Genomic DNA, 18690 nt, shown 5'->3' with positions numbered 1-18690 from the left:
GACGCGCGTTAGGGGATCGGATCGATCCCGTGGGGCACGTCCTCGGCCTTGTAGAGCCGCCATGCGCAATAGGCCGAGGCGAGGCACAGCAGGAAGACGATCCAGATCGCGTGGACCACTTCCACGCCCGGGATGTGGGTAAAGCCGAGGATGCCCACCGATCCGGCGACCATTGCGCCCGAATTGACGATGTTGTTCGCCGCCACCGTGCGCGACGTCTGCGACTTGTCCACCGTCGTGGTCAGGAACGCATAGAGCGGCACGACGAACATCCCGCCGGTGATCGCGATCATCCCCAGATCGACCAGCACGCGCCATGCCTGGGGCAGCGCGAGGAAGTCGGCGGTCTTGAGAAGCGCACCGTCGCCCGCCGGGAAGAAGGTCGCAGCGAAGAAGAAATCGACCACGAACACCGACATCGCCAGCACCGAGGCAGGGGCGTATTTGGCCGAGACGTGGCCCTTGAGCATCCGGTTGATGATCACCGATCCGATCGCGATGCCCACCGAGAAGATCGCCAGGAACACGCTCGCCACGTCCTTCTGGGCATGGAACACGTTCTTGACCAGCGGCGGGAACAGCACGCCCAGGATCGCCGCGATCGTCCAGAACACGCTGATCGACACGATCGCGAGATAGAGCCGCGGGATGTGCATCGTCGCGCCGATCAGCCGGGCGGAGGCGCGGAAGATGTTGTAGTCGAGCTTGAGCTTCACCAGCGGCGGCGCCGGGGGAATTCGCAGCGACGCGAACCAGCCGGTCAGCGCGACTCCGACTACCGCGAATGCCGCGACGGTGGGGCTGATCAGCCCGCCCGCGATCGTGCCGCAGAGGATCGCGATATAGGTGCCCGCCTCGACCATGCCGGTGCCGCCGAGCACTTCGTCCTCGTCGAGGTGCTGCGGCAGCACGGCATATTTGATCGGGCCGAAGAAGGTCGAGTGAATGCCCATCCCGACCAGGGCGACCAGCATCAGCGGCAGGCTCTTCACGAAGATGCCCAGTGCGCCGACCAGCATGATCAGCACCTCGGCTGCCTTGATGATCCGCATGATCTTCGCCTTGTCGTAGCTGTCGGCGATCTGGCCGGCGAGCGCGGAGAACAGGAAGAAGGGAAGGATGAACAGCCCGGTGGCGACGGCGCTGAACTGCGTCTCCGCCTCGACCGAATTGTAGATCTGGTAGGTCGCGAAGAAGATCATCGCGTTCTTGAAGAGGTTGTCGTTGAACGCGCCGAGAAACTGCGTGACGAACAATGGCAGGAAGCGGCGCTCCTTCATCAACCCGAGCGCACCGATCATATCGTACCATGTCCTTGAAGCGCGGAGGCAATCCTCCGCCAAACGACGGGCCCGCATAGCCGAGGGGCACGGAACGTATCAACCGCCATGTGCGTCCCACCTGCATGACGAAGATGGTTTCGGTCTCCGCACGAGCGGTGCTAGGGGAGCGGCGATGCTGACGTTGCCCAACATCCTGACACTGTCGCGGATCGTCACGGTGCCGCTGCTCGCGGCGTTCCTGTGGTGGCCCGAATGGCGCACCGGATACGCCATCGCCTTCGCGATCTACTGTCTGATGGGCATTACCGATTATTTCGACGGCTATCTGGCGCGCGCGCAGGGCACCGTCTCGAAGCTCGGCGTGTTCCTCGATCCGATCGCCGACAAGATCATGATCGCTGCGGTGATCCTGATGCTGGTCGGCAAGGGGGTGGTCGCGGACTATCACCTGATCGCGGCGCTGATCATCCTGCTCCGCGAGATCACCGTCTCGGGCCTGCGCGAGTTTCTGGCGCAGCTCCAGGTCTCGGTACCCGTGTCGCAACTCGCCAAGTGGAAGACGACGCTCCAGCTCGTCGCCTTCGGCGCGCTGATCCTGGGGCAGGCGGTGCCGCAATATCCCTGGGTCGCGCTGGTCGGGCTGGCGACCTTGTGGGGCGCGGCGGTGCTGACTGCGATCACCGGCTGGGATTATCTCCGCGTCGGCCTCAAGCACATGGACACCTGATGGACCTGCTCTACTTCGCCTGGGTGCGCGAACGCATCGGGACAGGCCAGGAGCAGCGCGACCCGCCCGAGGCGGTGGTCAATGTCGCCGATCTCATCGACTGGCTGGCGACGCTCAGCCCCGGCCATGCCGAGGCGATGGCCGAGCCGGCGCGGCTGCGCGCGGCGATCGACCAGAAGTTCGTCGCGCTCGATGCGCCGCTTGGGTCCGCGCGCGAAGTGGCGATCTTCCCCCCGGTGACCGGCGGATGATCCGCGTCTCGGTCGATCCCGCGCCGATCGAGCTGGCGGTCGAAGTCGCCGCGCTCGAGGAGCGCGGCGCGGGCGGGATCGCCACCTTCACCGGGGTGGTGCGCGGCGACGATGGCGTGACGGCGCTCGAACTCGAACATTATCCCGGCATGACCGAGCAGGCGCTGATCGCGATCGCCGAGGCGGCGACCGAGCGCTGGTCGCTGCTCGGCGTGACGATGGTCCACCGCGTCGGGGTGATGCTCCCCGGCGAGCGCATCGTCTTCATCGGCACCGCCGCGCACCACCGCCGCGAGGCGCTCGACGCCTGCGCCTATCTGATCGACCGGCTCAAGACCGATGCGCCGTTCTGGAAGCGCGAGCAGACCGGAGAGGATGCACGCTGGGTGGAGGCGCGCGCGGGAGACGTAGAGGCTTCGGGGCGGTGGAACGAGGCAGAAAACCAGCCTTTCTCAGACTGACCCAACGCCGTTCACCCTGAGCTTGTCGAAGGGCCGTTCTTTCGGTGCTGGGAGAAAGAAGGACGGTGCTTCGACAAGCCCAGCACGAACGGGGAGGGCTGGTCCTGCTATCCCTTTGCCATCAACACCTTGCCAAGCTGCGCCGCCATCCGCCGCGCCTGGGCGGGCGTCACGCCGCCGAGCACCCCGCGGCTTGCCACGGGCAGGTGCGCCACCGGATCGCCGTTCGCCTGAAACACGAAATGCTCGAACATCGCCCGCCACGCCGCGCGCTGCTCCTCAGGCAGGTCGCGCAGCGCGAGCAGGCCGTGGATGAAGGCGTCGAGCGGCGCTAGCGCCGCATCGGCCGCGTCGTTCCACCAGTAATTGACCAGCAGATTGACCGCATCGAGCGCGCGGACATGGTGCCACCACATATAGGGAATGTAGAGCGCATCGCCCGGCGCCATCTCGGCGACCTGCGCCGCGGCCATCGCATGGGGGAAATCGGGAAAGCGATCGAGGTCGGGCGCGTCGAAATCGACCAGGCTGATCGGCGTTCCCGCGGGCGTCGATTCGAACGGCCCGACATAAAGGTTGCGCACCTGGTCGGGCGGGAACAGCGTGAAAATCCTTCGCCCGGCCACCAGGCAGGCGAGGTTGCGCATCGTATCGTAATGGCAGGCGACGATCGCGCGGTTGCCGATCCACATCCGCGGCGGCACGGCGCTATCGACCAGCGCCAGCCGGTTCTCCGCCGCGAAGCCGGGCAATATCTGCGGCACGGCCAGCGCCTGTGCCGCCAGCGTCGGCGGTTGTGCCTCGCCCGCCGCCGCTTCGAGCCGGTCGAGCAGCGCCGCGAGCGTCGCGCCGCGCTGCTGGAAGTTCATCGCCCCGAAATCGTCGCCATAGAAGAAGCGCCCGCCGCTCGCCGGCGAACCGACCAGCACGTCGCACTCGCGGTTCAGGTCGAACCCGCGCAGATAGCCCGCGATCGACTGCGCCTGCACCGCCGGCCAGCCGACGACGAGGCCGCGCAGCAGCGCCGGCTGGCCGAGCGGCACGATCTCCGCCTCGAACCGCGTCCGGTCGACATCGTGCCATTCGCGGACGGGTCGCGGCGTGGGGAGCGTCATGCCGCGACAATAGGGACGCTCAGGCGGCGTCGGCCAGCACTTTCGCGAGCAGCCGGAAGTCGCGTTCGCGTGGGGATGCCTTGCGCCAGACCAGCGCGATGTGCCGTGACGCATTCTCGGCATCGAGCGGGCGCGCGGTCACGCGGGTATGATCGAGGATGCCGGCATCGACCGCCATCTGCGGCAGCATAGTCACGCCCAGGCCGTTATCGACCATCTGGACCATCGTATGCAGCGACGTGCCGAGCATCGTCGCCTCGGCGCGCAGCTCGGGCCGGTTGCACGCGGCGAGGGCGTGGTCCTTCAGGCAGTGGCCGTCCTCAAGCATCAGCAGCCGGTTGGCATCGATATCGGCAGGGCGGATCGTCGGGGTTGGGTCCATCTCGCCCTCGGGAAAAGCGACGAACAGCCGGTCCTCGAACAGCGGCGCCGCCTCGACCTCGCCGCACGCGAAGGGGAGGGCGAGCAGCACGCAATCGGTGCGGCCATGGTTGAGCTGCTCGCAGGCCTGGCCGCTGGTCTCCTCGCGCAGGAACAGCTTCAACTCGGGATATTCACGCCGCAGCCGCGGCAGGATGCGCGGCAGCAGGAACGGGGCGATCGTCGGGATCACGCTCATCCGCATCTCGCCCGACAGCGGCCGTCCGGCGGCACGCGCGAGATCGCCCAGCTCATCGGCCTCGCGCAGCACGCGCCGCGCCTTGTCGACGATCCGCTCGCCCAACGGCGTGAAGCGGACGACGCGGCGGGTGCGCTCGACCAGCACCACCCCGATCAGCGTCTCGAGTTCGCGGATGCCCGCGGACAGCGTCGACTGGGTGACGAAGCACGCCTCCGCCGCTCGCCCGAAATGGCCTGCATCGTTGAGCGCGACGAGGTATTGGAGCTGCTTGAGCGTTGGGAGGTAGGTTGCGGCCACTGATCGCCTCTGTCGATTGATTTTCCGATATGGAGTGGCAGAAGCGATCAGGCAATTCCTCCCCCAGCTTGCTGGGGGAGGGGGACCAGCGAAGCTGGTGGAAGGGTCGCGCCGAAGGCGCGGTCTCCGTGTGCCGACAGTGCCACCGCCGTCTTCGCGGCGGCCCCTCCACCATGCTGCGCATGGTCCTCCTCCCCGAGCGAAGCTCGGGGAGGAATTGGGGTTACGCCGCCGCTTCGACCAATTCCTCGGCCGGCAGCCGGATCAGGTAATCGAACGCCGACAGCGCCGCGGTCGAGCCTGCGCCCATTGCGATGACGATCTGCTTGTACGGCACCGTCGTCGCGTCGCCCGCGGCGAAGATGCCGCGCTGCGAGGTCTCGCCGCGCGCGTCGATCTCGATCTCGCCGCGCGGGCTGAGCGCGACCGAATCCTTGAGCCACTCGGTGTTCGGCACCAGACCGATCTGGACGAAGATGCCTTCGAGCGCGATCTCATGCGCGGTGCCGTGGTTGCGGTCCTTGTAGACGAGGCCCGACACCTTCTCGCCGTCGCCCTGCACTTCGGTGGTCAGCGCCGACGTGATGACCTGGACGTTGGGCAGCGTCGCCAGCTTGCGCTGGAGCACCGCGTCGGCGCGCAGGTCGCTGTCATATTCGATCAGCGTGACGTGCGCGACGATCCCGGCGAGGTCGATTGCCGCCTCGACCCCTGAATTGCCGCCGCCGATCACCGCGACGCGCTTGCCCTTGAACAGCGGACCGTCGCAATGCGGGCAGTACGCCACGCCCTTGTTGCGATACTGGTCCTCGCCCGGCACGCCCATCTGCCGCCAGCGTGCGCCGGTCGACAGGATCACCGTCCGCGCCCTGAGCGACGCCCCGTTCGCCAGCCGCACTTCGTGCAGCCCGCCCTGGGTCGGCGCCGGGATCAGCTTCTCGGCGCGCTGGAGGTTCATCACGTCGACGTCATAGTCCTTGACGTGCTGCTCCAGATGCGCGGCGAGCTTGGGCCCCTCGGTGTGCGGCACCGAGATGAAATTCTCGATCGCCATCGTATCGAGCACCTGCCCGCCGAAGCGCTCGGCCGCGATGCCGGTGCGGATGCCCTTGCGGGCGGCGTAGATCGCCGCCGCGGCGCCCGCGGGGCCGCCGCCGACCACCAGCACGTCGAACGCGTCCTTGGTCTTGATCTTCTCGGCCGCGCGCGCCTCGGCGCCGCTGTCGATCCTGGCGACGATCTGCTCGAGCTCCATCCGGCCCTGGCCGAACGGTTCGCCGTTGAGGAACACCGTCGGCACCGCCATCACTTTCCGGGAGTCGACTTCGTCCTTGAACAGCGCGCCGTCGATCGCGACGTGCTTGATGCGCGGGTTGAGCACCGCCATCAGATTGAGCGCCTGGACCACATCGGGGCAATTCTGGCAGCTCAGCGAGAAATAGGTCTCGAATTCGTAGTTGCCGTCGAGGTCCTTGACCTGGTCGATCAGCTCCTGCGCCGCGCGCGACGGATGCCCGCCGACCTGGAGCAAGGCGAGCACCAGCGAGGTGAATTCGTGGCCCATCGGCAGCCCGGCGAAGCGCACCCCGATATCGGTGCCCGCGCGGCGGATCATGAAGCTGGGCTTCCGCGCATCGTCCTTGCGGACGACGGTGATGTCGTCGGAGAGCGCGGCAATGTCGTTCAGCAGCCGCTCGAGCTCGCCCGACTTGGCATCTTCGCCCAGGCTGGCGACCAGCTCGATCGGCTGCTTGATGTTGACCAGATAGGTCTTGAGCTGCTGCGTCAGGTTGGCGTCGAGCATGGCGAAACTCCGATAGGCTTACATGAAAACGGCCCGGGATGACTGGTCACCCCGGGCCGAATCGGCGCCTCCCACAGGGGGAGGGGAGGAGGCGCCTTAGAGGTTAGATCTTGCCGACGAGGTCGAGCGACGGGGCCAGGGTCTCTTCGCCCTCTTCCCACTTCGCGGGGCAGACTTCGCCCGGATGCGCGGCGACATACTGCGCTGCCTTGATTTTCCGGAGCAGCTCCTGCGCGTTGCGGCCGACGCCCTCGCTGGTGATCTCGACCAGCTGGATCACGCCCTCGGGATCGACGACGAAGGTGCCGCGGTCCGCCAGGCCCTGACCCTCACGCAGCACGTCGAAATTGGTGCTGAGGACATGGTTCTGGTCGCCGAGCATATAGTAGCTGATCTTGCCGATCGCCGGCGAGGTGTCGTGCCATGCCTTGTGGCTGAAATGCGTGTCGGTCGACACCGAATAGACCTCGACGCCCATCTTCTGGAGCGTGGGGTAGATGTCGGCCAGGTCCTCGAGCTCGGTCGGGCACACGAAGGTGAAGTCGGCCGGATAGAAGAAGAACACCGCCCACTTGCCGCGGGTGTCGGCATCGGTGACCTGCACGAACTTGCCTTCCTTGAAAGCCTGTGCGGTGAACGGCTTGATCGTGCTTCCGATGAGCGCCATGCGAAAATTTCCTCCAAAGGCGTTGTGTTGCAATGCGGGATATAGGGGCGTTGCGGCGCAATGCTAATGGGAAGGCTCACTCGCTTTGATCGAGTGAGGCGATCAATCGCGGCGAATTGATCGAGCGCGTATCGCAGCGGGTTAGTCCGCGAACCTCACAGAAACGACAATGGCCCCGAACGCCTTGCTAAGCGCCCGGGGCCATTCTGCGTCGCAGTGTGAAAATCTATCGCAGCGCGATGTAGAGTCCGTAGACGCTGGTGAGCGTCAGCACGACGCCGACGAACAGCATCAGCGTCTTGGCCTCGATCCGCTTGGCGAGCAGCGCGCCCAGCGGCGCCGCCAGCACGCCGCCGATCAGCAGCCCGATCGTCGCGACGGTGAACGCTTCCCAGCCGAGATGCGCGATGAACGTCGCCGAGATCGTCGTGGTGACGAAAAACTCCGCGGTGTTGACCGTGCCGATCGTGGTGCGCGGGCTCGATCCCTGGACGAGCAGGTTGCTCGTCACCACCGGTCCCCAGCCGCCGCCGCCGGCCGCGTCCAGGAAGCCGCCGACCAGGCCGAGCGGCTCGACCACCTTGGGCGATTTCTCGACCGGCGGGTAATGCCGGCTGCGCCACAGCAGATACAGGCCGATCGCAGCCAGATAGGCGAGGATGAACGGCTTTGCGATCGCCGCGTCGATGTTCGAGAGCACATAAGCGCCCAGCGCACCGCCGATCATCCCGGGCACGGCGATACGCAGGAACAGCTTCCAGTTGACGTTCTTGTGGATCGTGTGGCTGATCCCCGAGACCGCGGTGGTGAAGGTCTCCACGGTGTGCACGCCCGCCGATGCCATTGCCGGCGGCACGCCCAGGCTGAGCAGCAGCGTGTTCGAGATCACCCCGAACGCCATGCCCAGCGCGCCATCGACCATCTGCGCGGCGAAGCCCACGGCGATGAAGGGAAGCAGCGCCGTGAGGTCAATTCCAAAAATCATCCGCGCCCTTGCTCAAGCTGTTGGACAGGCAGGATGCCGTGCCCGCCGAATTCCCACAAGATACATCGTGTTTAGACCGGACAAGCCGGAAGGGGGCCCGTTCTGGAAATCGGGGCCCGCTTGCATTAAATGAAGGGCACAAAGGGAAGACCGGCCATGTTCCTTCGATTGAAGGCCTATCTCGATTCGATCCGCGCGCGCGATCCCGCGCCGCGCAGCCGTGCGGAAATCCTGCTCTATCCGGGCGTGTGGGCGGTCTTCTATCACCGTATCGCGCACCGGCTGTTCAAGGGCCGCTGGTTCTTCCTCGCCCGCGCGGTCAATCACTGGTCGCGCTGGATGACGGCGATCGACATCCATCCCGGCGCGACGATCGGCCGCAATTTCTTCATCGACCACGGCTTCGTCGTGATCGGCGAGACTGCGCAGATCGGCGACGACGTCACGATCTACCAGTGCGTCACGCTGGGCGGCACTGCGCCCGACAACGGCGTCGCGGGCAAGCGCCACCCGACGATCCTGAGCGGCGTGATCATCGGATCGGGCGCGCAGGTGCTCGGGCCGATCACGGTGGGCGAGCGCGCACGGATCGGCGCCAATGCCGTGGTCACCAAGGACGTGCCCGAGGGCGCGGTGATGGTCGGCATCCCCGCCAAGCCGACCCTGGTCGAGGCGAAGACCTGGCAGAAGGACTTCGTCCCCTATGGCACGCCGTGCAGCGAAGTGTTTGATCCGGCGACCCAGAAGCTCGAAAGCATGCGCTGCGAGCTCGAGACGCTGCGCAAGCGCCTCGACGCGATGATCGAGGCCGGCGAAGCCGCCGAAGCCGGGCGCCGCGACCGTGCGTAGTTTTCGGGCCTGATGGGAACGGTAACCCCGCTGCCGGTCGGCCGCGCGTCGCAGGTCGGCTTCGAGCGCCTCGAGCTGACGCGGATCCTCGATCTCTACGGCCGGATGGTCGCGGCGGGGCATTGGAAGGACTATGCGATCCAGTTCGACGGCGACGCCGCAATCTTCGCCGCGTTCCGCCGCGCCGCCGAGCGCCCCGAATATCGGATCGAGAAGCGCCCCAGCCTGCGCAACCGCCAGGGCATGTGGGCGCTGGTCGGCGAGGCCGGCATGATCCTCAAGCGCGGACACGAGCTGGGCCCGGTGCTGGCCCCGGTCGAACGCCGGCTGATGAAGCTGGTGGGGGAGTAACTTCCCAAAAAGCCCCTCCCCTTTAGGGGAGGGGTTGGGGTGGGGCAGTGCCCCAAGCGCAGGCTCGGTGAGACGGACAGGCCCCACCCCCCAACCCCTCCCCTGAAGGGGGGCTTCGTGTTACTTCGCCGCCACTTTCGGCCGCTCGGGCGTGTACTGCGCCGAGGCGAGCTTCCATGTCCCGCCCACCTTCACCGCCAGGAACCCCGCCCGGATCGACACGGTCCGCGGCTGTCCGTCCGGCCCCGGCCGCGCGAACGACAGGCTGGTGAGGATCGACGCCGCGTCGCCATAGCGGCGGACCAGCGTCTCGCCGATGGTCATCGCCGGTGCGGGCTGCTTCTTGTCGGCGGCGTAGAAGCCCAGGAACGCATCATGCAGGTCGAGTTCGCCCAGCGGCGACACCTCGGCATAATCGTCGGTGATCAGCGCGGCGAGGCGCTTCTGGTCGAAATCATGCTCGGCCGCGGCGAAATCCTGGACCAGATTCGTAAGCTGCGCGTCGGCGCGGTCCTGCGCGCGGGCCGGCGCCGCCGCGAGCGCAAGCGGAATGGCGAAGGTGATTGCAGTACGCAGCATGGATCGTTTCCTTGGGTCAAGGCGAAGGCCCGGGAGTCGCCTCCCGGGCCTCGCGCAGCTTAGCCGAGTTTCAGGCGATCGCCAGTTGCTGGGTCGGCGGCAGCCGGCCCCCAATCCCGCTACCGAGCAGCCCCACCACCTGGCGCCGCATCGGTTGCCAGAAGGCGGAGAGGGTGAGCAGCGCCGATCCGATCACCAAAGCGGTCAGCGCCGCCGCGAGCTCCACTGCGCCGCTCTGCTCGAACAGCGCGTACATCGCCCACAGCACATAGACGAGGCTGGAGACGAGCAGCGCGCGGCGGTCCACCGCCAGCGCCACCCCGGCGAAGAACACATAGAGCGCGATCACCACCCCGGCGACGGGGCCGCTGACCGGTCCTTCGAACACGCCGAGCATGTGGAACACCGGATGCGCGATCAGCGGCGCCGCGGCGAGGTGGAGCCAGAAGGCGACGTCCGAGCGGCGCGTCCGGCGCTCGCGGTCCGACATGTCCCAGCGCATCGCGAACACGAAGACGAGCGCGCCGGCGATCAGCAGCATCGGATTGAGCGCCTCCTGCGAGGCGGGAACGAACGCGGTGACCGCGCCGACCGCGACGGCGACCAGCGCGAGCGCGCCCACCGCGACGGTGATCGGCACCATGAAGCGCCGCCAATGGAGCCAGGTCACCCCGGCCGTCACGATGCCGGTCACCACGCCGATCCCGCCGGCGAGCTGGCGGTGCTGCAGTTCGTTGGTGAGGCCCAGCTGTTCGGAGATCCACGGCGCATTGGCGCCCCAGATCGCGCCGAAGCCGACGAAGAACCCCCCGGCAAAGCCGAGCAGCAGCAGGATGCTCGGCAGCGCCATCCGGCGCTGGCGTGTGAAATATTCGGCGAGCAGCCAGCTCGTGATCGACACCCCGAACCCGCCGAACGCAACGGCGACGCCGACCTGACGCGGCCCTTCACTGGCATCGAGGCCGATGATCTTGCCGCCGATATAGAAGCCGATCCAGCCGACCGCGACGAGGATCAGGATCGATGCGATCCCGACGAAGATGTCATTGAAGCCGCTGAGCAGCCGGAAGCTCTCTTCGTCGACGGTGGGCGTCGATCGGCTCGCGGCAACATGGTTTCGCAGGGCCGCTGCGGCGTCGGGGGAGATCGCTCCCGCTTCCACTGCGCCTGCCAGGTCGCTTTCGCTGTACATGGGCTATCCTCCTGTTGTGAAGAAGGGTCTACCACATGTGTATTAGTGCATCAATACAGTGTGGCGGTGGCGGTACTATTGCAGCCGCGCCATGATCGACATGGTCTGCTCGGCGCCCGAATTGGGAACGATCTCGCCTTTGCGGTCGACGATCTCGGCCCATTGCGCGGCGACCGCCTCGGGGGTCGGCTCGGTCAGCCGCGCGCCGGGCGTGAGCGTGACATAGGCGGCCTGGACCACGCCCGCGCCCGCGCCGATGATCATGTTGGTCGGTGCGTCTTCGGAGACGAGGAACAGCGCGGCCGGGGCGACATTCTCGGGGGCGAACGCCTGGAACGCGGCTTCGGGGAAGATGTCCTCGGTCATCCGGGTTCCCGCGACCGGGGCGATCGTGTTGACCTTGATCCCGTATTTGGCGCCTTCGAGATGCAGCGTCTTGGCGAGCCCCGCGAGCCCCAGCTTGGCCGCGCCGTAATTCGCCTGGCCGAAATTCCCGAACAGCCCGGTCGACGAGGCGGTCATCAGGATGCGACCGTAATTCTGCTCGCGCATGATGTCCCACACCGCGCGCGTCGCATTGGCAGATCCGTTGAGATGGACGTCGACGACGAAGGCGAAATCCTCGGGCGTCATCTTGGCGAAGCTCTTGTCGCGCAGCACCCCGGCATTGTTGATCAGGATGTCGATCCGGCCCCAGCGTGTCTTCGCCGCCTCGACCATCGCGACCATCTGGCCATAGTCGGTGACGCTGCCGCCATTGGAGAAAGCCTCGCCGCCTGCCGCCTCGATCTCGGCGACCACCTGGAGCGCCGCATCCGAATGCCCAGTGCCGTCGCGCGCGGCGCCCAGATCGTTGACCACCACCTTTGCCCCGCGCTTCGCCAGCTCGAGTGCATAGGCGCGGCCGATACCGCCGCCCGCACCGGTGACGATGGCGACGCGATTGTCGAAACGGACGGTCATTAAGGCGCTCCTGCGATCAGTACGCTTTCCTAGACCTCGAAGCGCGGTGTGTCAGCGGTGTCTCCAAAAACGAAGGCAGCGCCCCATCCCGAAGAATGGAGCGCTGCATCGCCGCTGTCGTCAGCAGGTAGGTCTTAACGACCGCCGCGCTGACGGCACTGATCGGTAACCGTCTTCGAACAGAGCGGATATTCGGCTGCCGGCGCAGGGGCGGGCGCTGCAGTCATCGGCGCGGGCGCCGCTGCAGCAGGCGCCGGCGTAGCCATCGGTGCCGCGGGCGGCGTGGCGGGCATCGCCGAATCCGCTGCGGGCGGTGCCGGCGGCGCGGGCGGGGTCATCGACGCATCGGGCGCAGGCGGGGTTGCGGGCGGCGGCATGGTCGTGGTGCCAGCGCCCGTGGTGCCCGCGTTCGGATCGGCCGGCGGCGTGTTGGCGTCGGGCGTGGTGGTCGTGGGCGACTGCTCGCTGGTGGCGGGCGGAGTCTGCGGGGTGTCCTGAGCGACGGCGGTGCCGCCGATTGCGGCAAGCGCGGCCGCTAATGCGATAAGCTTCATCGAGCTTCTCCTGAATGCTTCAAGGGCGCAATCTGCGCTCTCGTGCAGTCAAACTCGGCTTCGCGCGAAAAGCTCCCTCGGACCCTTCAGTTCCCCGCATCGAGCGCATAGCCCGCCGAGCGGACCGTGCGGATGATGTCCGGACGGTCGCCATGGTTGATCGCCTTCCGGAGTCGCCGGATGTGCACGTCGACGGTGCGGCTCTCGATATCGCTGTCATGCCCCCAAACCGCGTCGAGCAGCCGCTCGCGCGAGAACACCCAGCCGGGATGCTCGAGGAAATGCTTGAGCAGCCGGAACTCGGTGGGCCCCAGCGAGACGACTTGGCCGCCGCGGCGCACCTTGTGCCCCACGGTGTCCATCTCGATGTCCGAATAGTTGAGCGCCTCGCCCGCCAGCGCCGGGCGCACGCGGCGCAGCACCGCGCCGACGCGGGCGACGAGCTCGCGCGGGGAAAACGGCTTGGTGACGTAATCGTCGGCACCGGTCTCGAGCCCGCGGACGCGATCCTCTTCCTCGCCGCGGGCCGTCAGCATGATGATCGGGATGTTCGCGGTCTCGGGCATGCGGCGCAGGCGACGGCACACTTCGATGCCGCTCAGCCCCTCGACCATCCAGTCGAGCAGAACGATGTCGGGGGTCGCTTCCTTGGCGAGCAGCAGCGCTTCCTCGCCGTCGGGGGTGTGCTTGACCTCGTAGTCCTCGCGCTTGAAGTGCCACGTCACCAGCTCGGCGATCGCGGCGTCGTCCTCGACGAGAAGCATCTTTACCCGGGCCATATACGCGTCCTCAAGCCGTTGCCGCTTCGTCCGCAAGATAGCGGCCGGTAGCAGCGAAATACACCATCTCGGCGACGTTAGTGGCGTGATCGCCGATCCGCTCGATATTCTTGGCGACGAACAGCAGGTGCGCGACCTGGCTCACCGTCCGCGGATTCTCGACCATGAAGGTCACCAGCGTGCGGAAGATCGAATCGTAGAAATCGTCGAGCGCGCTGTCGCGTTCGACGACCTGCGCCGCCGCCGCTGCGTCGCGCGAGGCGAAGGCGTCGAGCACGTCATGCACCATGTCGCTCGCCATCCGCGCCATTGCCGGGAGCAGCGACAGCGCCTCGATGCGCTCCTCGCCCGCAGCGTGGATCATGGGCACGCGCTTGGCGACGTTCTTGGCATAGTCGCCGATCCGCTCGACCACCGCGGCGATCTTCAATGCCGCGATGACTTCGCGCAGGTCGTCGGCCATCGGCGCGCGCAGGGCGATCACCCGGACGACGAGCTTCTCGACCTCGCTCTCGATCGCGTCGATCGCCTTGTCCTTCTTGCGGACCTCGTCGGCGAGCGCGGTGTCGCCGCGCTGGAGCGCCTTCATCGCATCGTGGATCGCCTGCTCGGCCAATCCGCCCATCTGGCTGATCAGCGCGCGGAGCTGCTTGATGTCCTGGTCGAACGCCTTGACCGTATGTTCCTGACCGGTCCCCATTAGCCGTACCTTCCGGTGATATAGTCCTTGGTCCGCTCCTCATGGGGCGTCGTGAAGATCTGGTCGGTATCGCCATATTCCACCAGCGTGCCGAGGTGGAAAAACGCCGTGCGCTGGCTGACCCGCGCGGCCTGCTGCATGTTGTGCGTGACGATCGCGATGGCGTAGCGCCCGCGCAGCTCGTGGATCAGCTCCTCGATCTTGGCGGTCGCGATCGGATCGAGCGCCGAGGCGGGCTCGTCCATCAGGATGACCTCGGGGTCGACTGCGATCGCGCGTGCGATGCACAGCCGCTGCTGCTGGCCGCCCGACAGCGCCGTGCCGCTGTCCTGCAGGCGGTCCCGGACTTCTTCCCACAGCCCGGCGCGCTTGAGCGAGCGCTCGACGATGCCGTCGAGATCGGTCTTGCTCGGCGCCAGCCCGTGGATGCGCGGGCCGTAGGCGACATTCTCGTAGATCGACTTGGGGAAGGGATTGGGTTTCTGGAACACCATGCCCACCCGCGCGCGGAGCTGCACCACATCCATCGCCGACGAATAGATGTTCTCGCCGTCGAGCATGATCTCGCCGGTGACGCGCGCCGAGGCGATCGTGTCGTTCATCCGGTTGAGCGTGCGCAGGAAGGTCGACTTGCCGCAGCCCGACGGGCCGATGAACGCCGTCACCTTGTCCATGTCGATGTCGATCGACACGTCCTTCACGGCCTGTTTGTCGCCGTAGAAGACGCTCACGCCGCGGGCGGACATTTTATGCGGAACGTCGGTCATCACCAGCGGGTCTCGAATTTGTTGCGAAGATAGATGGCCAAGCCGTTCATGGCGAGCAGGAACACCAGCAGCACGATGATCGCGGCGCTGGTCTTCTCGACGAAGCCGCGGCTGACTTCGTCGGACCACAGGAAGATCTGCACCGGCAGTACCGTCGCGGGATCGGTGAACCCGCCGGGCGGAGTCACGATGAACGCGCGCATCCCGATCAGCAGCAGCGGCGCGGTCTCGCCCAGCGCGCGCGCCATGCCGATGATCGTGCCGGTAAGGATGCCGGGCATCGCCAGGGGCAGGACGTGGTGGAACACCACCTGGATCGGGCTCGCGCCGATGCCGAGCGCGGCGTCGCGGATCGACGGCGGCACTGCCTTGATCGCGTTGCGGCTGGCGATCACGATCACCGGCATGATCATCAGCGCGAGCGTAAGCCCGCCGACCAAAGCCGCCGAGCGCGGCAGCAGCGGGCCGAACTGATAGCCGAACAAACTCCAACTGCCGAGGAACACCGCAAGCCCGAGCAGGCCGAAGATGATCGAGGGAACGGCAGCGAGGTTGTTGATCGAGACTTCGATCAGGTCGGTCCAGCGGTTCCGCGGGGCATATTCCTCGAGATAGATTGCCGAGAGCACGCCCACCGGGAAGGCGATCAGGAAGGTGATCGCCATCGTGAGCAGCGAGCCTTTGAGCGCCCCCCAGATGCCGACCGCGACCGGATCGGTCGAATCGGACTTGTGCAGGAAATCCGCGTTGAAGTGCCGCGACAGCACCCCGGCCTGCTCGAGCTTGGCGGCAGCCGCCTTGGCTTCGGCGTTGCCGTCGCCCTGCACCGCCTGGTCGATCGCCGTCGAGGCGGGCAGGTCGATCGTCAGCTTGCGGTCGAGGATCGTCGGATCGGCCTTGATCGCCTCGCGCACGCGCAGCCAGCCGCTGTCCGAGATTACGCTTTCGTCGCCGAACGCAGTCGCCGCGGCGCCCTTGACCAAATTTTCCAGCCCCGCACCCGCCAGCGCAAGATCGGCAGCCGGCGTCTTGAGCTGCGCACGCTCGACTTCGATCCCGGTGGCCGGGAAGTCGATCACTAGCGCCACGTCGGTGCGGGTGAATCCGCGCCAGCCATTGGCGACCATCGTGACGAGCAGGAAGGCGAGGAACGCCGCCGACAGCGTCACCGCCGCCAGCCCGAAGAAGCGGAAGCGCCGCTCGCGGGCATAGCGGCGGCGGATGCGCTTCTGCATCGCCGGGGCGTTCCAGTCGGTGGGTGCGCGCTCGTTACTCATACGCTTCCCGGTATTTCTTCACCACGCGCAGCGCGACGATGTTGAGCAGCAGCGTGATCACGAACAGCGTGAGGCCGAGCGCGAACGCCGCGAGCGTCTTGGGGCTGTCGAACTCGCTCTCGCCGGTGAGCAGGTCGACGATCTGCTTGGTGACCGTCGTTGCGCTCTCGAACGGGTTGAGGGTGATGTTGGCCGCGCCGCTGGCGGCCATCACGACGATCATCGTCTCGCCGATCGCGCGGCTCACCGCGAGCAGCACGCCTGCGACCACGCCGGGCAGCGCCGCGGGGATCAGCACCTTCGAGATCGTCTCGCTGGTCGTCGCGCCCATTGCCAGGCTGCCGTCGCGCATCGCGGTGGGCACCGCGGCGATCGAATCGTCGGCCATCGACGACACGAACGGGATGATCATCACCCCCATCACCAGGCCCGCGGCGAGGGCGCTCTCCGACGAGGCATAGGTGTAGCCGAACGACACGGCGAGGTCGCGCACCGCCGGCGCGACGGTCAAAGCGGCGAAATAGCCATAGACCACCGTCGGCACGCCTGCGAGCATCTCGAGCGTCGGCTTCATCCACCGGCGTACGCGCGGCGCGGCATATTGCGTGAGGTAGATCGCGCTCATCAGCCCGAACGGGATCGCGACGATCATCGCGATCACTGCGCCGATGAAGAAGGTGCCCCAGAAGAGCGGGACCGCGCCCAGCGACTTGCCCGGATCGGCGGCGTCGATCACCTGCGGGCTCCAATGCGTGCCGAACAGGAAATCGGTGATCGGCACCTGCTGGAAGAAGCGCAGCGATTCCCACAGCAGCGACAGGAAGATGCCCAGCGTGGTCAGGATCGCGATCAGCGAGGCGATCAGCAGCAGCACCATCACCCCGCGCTCGGCCTGGGTACGCGCCTGGAAGCTCGGGCGCACGCGCGTGAAGGCGAACGCCGCACCGGCAAAGGCGAGCAGGATCGCCACGCCCGCGCCCATCCAGCCATAGCGCGACTGCGCCGCGCGGGTAGGGGCGACGAGTTGCTCGGCGACCGGGTCGAACGCGGTGGCGCCTTCCTCGTGCGCGACGCGCTTGGCTTCGGCGAGCAGCGCGTTGCGTTCGAAGGCGAAGGTCGGAAGCTGCGCCGCGGCGGGGTGCTCGAGCACGGCCTCCTTGACCAGTCCCGGGCTTATCGCATTCCACCCCGCGACGAACAGCAAGGCCGGCAGCACCGTCCACATCGCGACGTACATGCCGTGCTGACCGGGGAGCGAATGGAGCCGCTTGGCGCCACCGCGGTCGAACCGGTTGGCGCGGGCACGCGCGGTCAGCCAGCCGATCAGCCCCAGGCCGGCGATCAGGAAGACGAGGGCGAAGCCGTTCATCAGTGCAGCCCCGCCGGATCGAGCGCGATGCGCTGCGCCACCACCTGCGCCGAATGCGCACGCAGCGCGTCGGGGGCGGCGATCAGCCCGCGCTGGGTGAGCTTGCCCTTGGGCGCCCACATCGATGCGTAGAGCGCGAGGAAGTCGCTGAGCCCAGGCACCGCGCGCAGGTGGCGCTTCTTGACGTAGAGGAACAGCGGCCGCGCGCCGGGATACGAGCCGTCGGCAATGCTGGCATAGCTCGGCGCGATGCCGTCGATCGGCACGCCGTGGAGCCGGTCGATATTCTCCTCGAGATACGAATAGCCGAACACGCCGAGCGCATTGGGGTTCGCGGCCAGGCCCTGGACGATCAGATTGTCGTTCTCGCCCTTGTCGATATAGGGTCCGTCGTCGCGGATGCGCTTGCAGCGGCTGTCATAGGGCGCGGTGTCCTTCGACGCCTTCAATGCCTTGGCCTGCGGGTCGGCGGCGGCACAGCCGGGCTCCATCACCAGCTCGACCAGCGCGTCGCGCGTGCCGCTGGTCGCGGGCGGGCCCATCACTTGGATCGGCAGCGCAGGAAGCGCCGGGTTGACGTCGCGCCACGTCCGCGCCGTGTTGGGCTTGCCGTTCGGGCTGGCGGCGAGCGCCAGATAGACGTCCTTCTTGGTCAGCGTCAGCTTCGGGCCGTTGTTCGCCTCGGCCAGCGCGACGCCGTCGACGCCGATCTGAACTTCCATGATCTCGCCGACGCCGTTCTTCTGGCACAGCGCATATTCGGATTTCTTGATCCGGCGGCTGGCATTGGCGATGTCGGGATATTCCCAGCCCACGCCGTCGCAGAACCGCTTCAGTCCCGCGCCGCTGCCGATCGATTCGACCACCGGTGCCTTGCGGCCGCCACCCTGGTTGACGAAGGTCTCGGCGACTGCAGTGGTGAACGGATACACCGTCGACGAGCCCACGACGCGGATCTCGCGCGCCGTGTTGCTGTCGCAGCCGGCGAGCGTGAGCGCCGCCGCTGCAATCAGGGCCAACCTGCCGAAAATGTCGCGAACTCCCGCTGAACCCCGAGTCGTGCGCTGGGGCACGTCCATTCGCCTGTCTTTCAGCTCG

The 18690-nt window shown here is 67.0% G+C and carries 21 protein-coding genes; 5 read left to right on the top strand and 16 right to left on the bottom strand.

Annotated elements, in window-relative coordinates:
• Nucleotides 1-8: 8 nt before the first annotated feature.
• Nucleotides 9-1301 carry an MFS transporter gene (locus RZN05_RS11075; RefSeq protein ID WP_317226674.1) on the bottom strand — a complete coding sequence of 431 codons (1293 nt, stop codon included), beginning with the start codon at nt 1299-1301 and terminating at the stop codon, nt 9-11.
• A 154-nt stretch (nt 1302-1455) separates the two neighbouring features.
• Here RZN05_RS11075 and pgsA point away from each other — a divergent pair, with 154 nt between their 5' ends.
• The 3 genes from pgsA to RZN05_RS11060 are packed head-to-tail and all read left to right on the top strand — an operon-like array spanning nt 1456 to nt 2722.
• Complete coding sequence (gene pgsA, locus RZN05_RS11070; RefSeq protein WP_317226673.1) at nt 1456-2010, top strand: CDP-diacylglycerol--glycerol-3-phosphate 3-phosphatidyltransferase; 555 nt, start codon at nt 1456-1458, stop codon at nt 2008-2010.
• On the top strand, nt 2010-2261 hold the full coding sequence (gene moaD / locus RZN05_RS11065; RefSeq protein WP_317226672.1) for a molybdopterin converting factor subunit 1: 252 nt from the start codon (nt 2010-2012) through the stop codon (nt 2259-2261). The genes pgsA and moaD overlap by 1 nt, the downstream gene beginning before the upstream one ends.
• Nucleotides 2258-2722 carry a molybdenum cofactor biosynthesis protein MoaE gene (locus RZN05_RS11060; RefSeq protein ID WP_317226671.1) on the top strand — a complete coding sequence of 155 codons (465 nt, stop codon included), beginning with the start codon at nt 2258-2260 and terminating at the stop codon, nt 2720-2722. Before moaD ends, RZN05_RS11060 begins: the two co-directional genes overlap by 4 nt.
• A gap of 107 nt (nt 2723-2829) precedes the next feature.
• Here the strand turns inward: RZN05_RS11060 and RZN05_RS11055 are convergent, their stop codons facing one another.
• The 5 genes from RZN05_RS11055 to RZN05_RS11035 form a co-directional block, all read right to left on the bottom strand.
• Nucleotides 2830-3837: a cupin-like domain-containing protein gene (locus RZN05_RS11055; RefSeq protein ID WP_317226670.1), complete on the bottom strand. Its 1008-nt coding sequence runs from the start codon at nt 3835-3837 to the stop codon at nt 2830-2832.
• A gap of 19 nt (nt 3838-3856) precedes the next feature.
• Nucleotides 3857-4756, bottom strand: coding sequence for a hydrogen peroxide-inducible genes activator (locus tag RZN05_RS11050; protein ID WP_317226669.1), 900 nt, complete (start codon nt 4754-4756; stop codon nt 3857-3859).
• 223 nt (nt 4757-4979) lie between these two features.
• Nucleotides 4980-6560, bottom strand: a complete 1581-nt coding sequence (gene ahpF / locus RZN05_RS11045; RefSeq protein WP_317226668.1) for an alkyl hydroperoxide reductase subunit F — start codon at nt 6558-6560, stop codon at nt 4980-4982.
• A 103-nt stretch (nt 6561-6663) separates the two neighbouring features.
• Complete coding sequence (ahpC, locus tag RZN05_RS11040) at nt 6664-7227, bottom strand: alkyl hydroperoxide reductase subunit C (RefSeq protein ID WP_317226667.1); 564 nt, start codon at nt 7225-7227, stop codon at nt 6664-6666.
• 226 nt (nt 7228-7453) lie between these two features.
• Nucleotides 7454-8212, bottom strand: coding sequence for a sulfite exporter TauE/SafE family protein (locus RZN05_RS11035; protein ID WP_317226666.1), 759 nt, complete (start codon nt 8210-8212; stop codon nt 7454-7456).
• Nucleotides 8213-8368: 156 nt separating this feature from the next.
• On the opposite strand from RZN05_RS11035, the gene epsC reads away from it, so the two are divergent.
• Together epsC and RZN05_RS11025 are read left to right on the top strand one after the other, a co-directional pair.
• On the top strand, nt 8369-9061 hold the full coding sequence (gene epsC / locus RZN05_RS11030) for a serine O-acetyltransferase EpsC (protein ID WP_317226665.1): 693 nt from the start codon (nt 8369-8371) through the stop codon (nt 9059-9061).
• 12 nt (nt 9062-9073) lie between these two features.
• The gene (locus tag RZN05_RS11025) at nt 9074-9412 is read left to right on the top strand and encodes a DUF2794 domain-containing protein (RefSeq protein ID WP_317226664.1); all 339 of its coding nucleotides are present in this window, start codon (nt 9074-9076) and stop codon (nt 9410-9412) included.
• Nucleotides 9413-9532: 120 nt separating this feature from the next.
• Here RZN05_RS11025 and RZN05_RS11020 read toward each other — a convergent pair whose 3' ends face one another.
• From RZN05_RS11020 to RZN05_RS10975, 10 genes are all read right to left on the bottom strand, one after another.
• Nucleotides 9533-9991 (bottom strand): nuclear transport factor 2 family protein, encoded by a 459-nt coding sequence (locus tag RZN05_RS11020; RefSeq protein ID WP_317226663.1) that lies wholly within the window; start codon nt 9989-9991, stop codon nt 9533-9535.
• Nucleotides 9992-10061: 70 nt separating this feature from the next.
• Entirely contained in the window at nt 10062-11183 is a 1122-nt protein-coding gene (locus RZN05_RS11015) for a hypothetical protein (protein ID WP_317226662.1), read from the bottom strand.
• Nucleotides 11184-11258: 75 nt separating this feature from the next.
• The gene (locus RZN05_RS11010) at nt 11259-12146 is read right to left on the bottom strand and encodes an SDR family NAD(P)-dependent oxidoreductase (protein ID WP_317226661.1); all 888 of its coding nucleotides are present in this window, start codon (nt 12144-12146) and stop codon (nt 11259-11261) included.
• Nucleotides 12147-12280: 134 nt separating this feature from the next.
• A complete protein-coding gene (locus tag RZN05_RS11005; RefSeq protein ID WP_317226660.1) occupies nt 12281-12700 on the bottom strand; it encodes a Fe-S oxidoreductase in 420 nt (139 codons plus the stop codon).
• 86 nt (nt 12701-12786) lie between these two features.
• A complete protein-coding gene (phoB, locus tag RZN05_RS11000; RefSeq protein WP_077511688.1) occupies nt 12787-13479 on the bottom strand; it encodes a phosphate regulon transcriptional regulator PhoB in 693 nt (230 codons plus the stop codon).
• Between the two features lie 10 nt (nt 13480-13489).
• On the bottom strand, nt 13490-14179 hold the full coding sequence (gene phoU, locus RZN05_RS10995) for a phosphate signaling complex protein PhoU (RefSeq protein ID WP_317226659.1): 690 nt from the start codon (nt 14177-14179) through the stop codon (nt 13490-13492).
• Nucleotides 14179-14946: a phosphate ABC transporter ATP-binding protein PstB gene (pstB, locus tag RZN05_RS10990; protein ID WP_317227607.1), complete on the bottom strand. Its 768-nt coding sequence runs from the start codon at nt 14944-14946 to the stop codon at nt 14179-14181. The genes phoU and pstB overlap by 1 nt, the downstream gene beginning before the upstream one ends.
• Nucleotides 14946-16223 (bottom strand): phosphate ABC transporter permease PstA, encoded by a 1278-nt coding sequence (gene pstA / locus RZN05_RS10985; RefSeq protein WP_317226658.1) that lies wholly within the window; start codon nt 16221-16223, stop codon nt 14946-14948. Before pstA ends, pstB begins: the two co-directional genes overlap by 1 nt.
• Nucleotides 16216-17592 carry a phosphate ABC transporter permease subunit PstC gene (gene pstC, locus RZN05_RS10980; protein ID WP_317226657.1) on the bottom strand — a complete coding sequence of 459 codons (1377 nt, stop codon included), beginning with the start codon at nt 17590-17592 and terminating at the stop codon, nt 16216-16218. The genes pstA and pstC overlap by 8 nt, the downstream gene beginning before the upstream one ends.
• Nucleotides 17592-18671, bottom strand: a complete 1080-nt coding sequence (locus RZN05_RS10975; RefSeq protein ID WP_394804801.1) for a substrate-binding domain-containing protein — start codon at nt 18669-18671, stop codon at nt 17592-17594. Before RZN05_RS10975 ends, pstC begins: the two co-directional genes overlap by 1 nt.
• Nucleotides 18672-18690 lie beyond the last annotated feature (19 nt).

The sequence above is a fragment of the Sphingomonas sp. HF-S4 genome (assembly GCF_032911445.1).
Classification (GTDB): domain Bacteria; phylum Pseudomonadota; class Alphaproteobacteria; order Sphingomonadales; family Sphingomonadaceae; genus Sphingomonas; species Sphingomonas agrestis.
The sequence above is the reverse complement of the archived record's forward strand: the minus strand, read 5'-3'. Positions and strand labels throughout refer to the sequence as shown.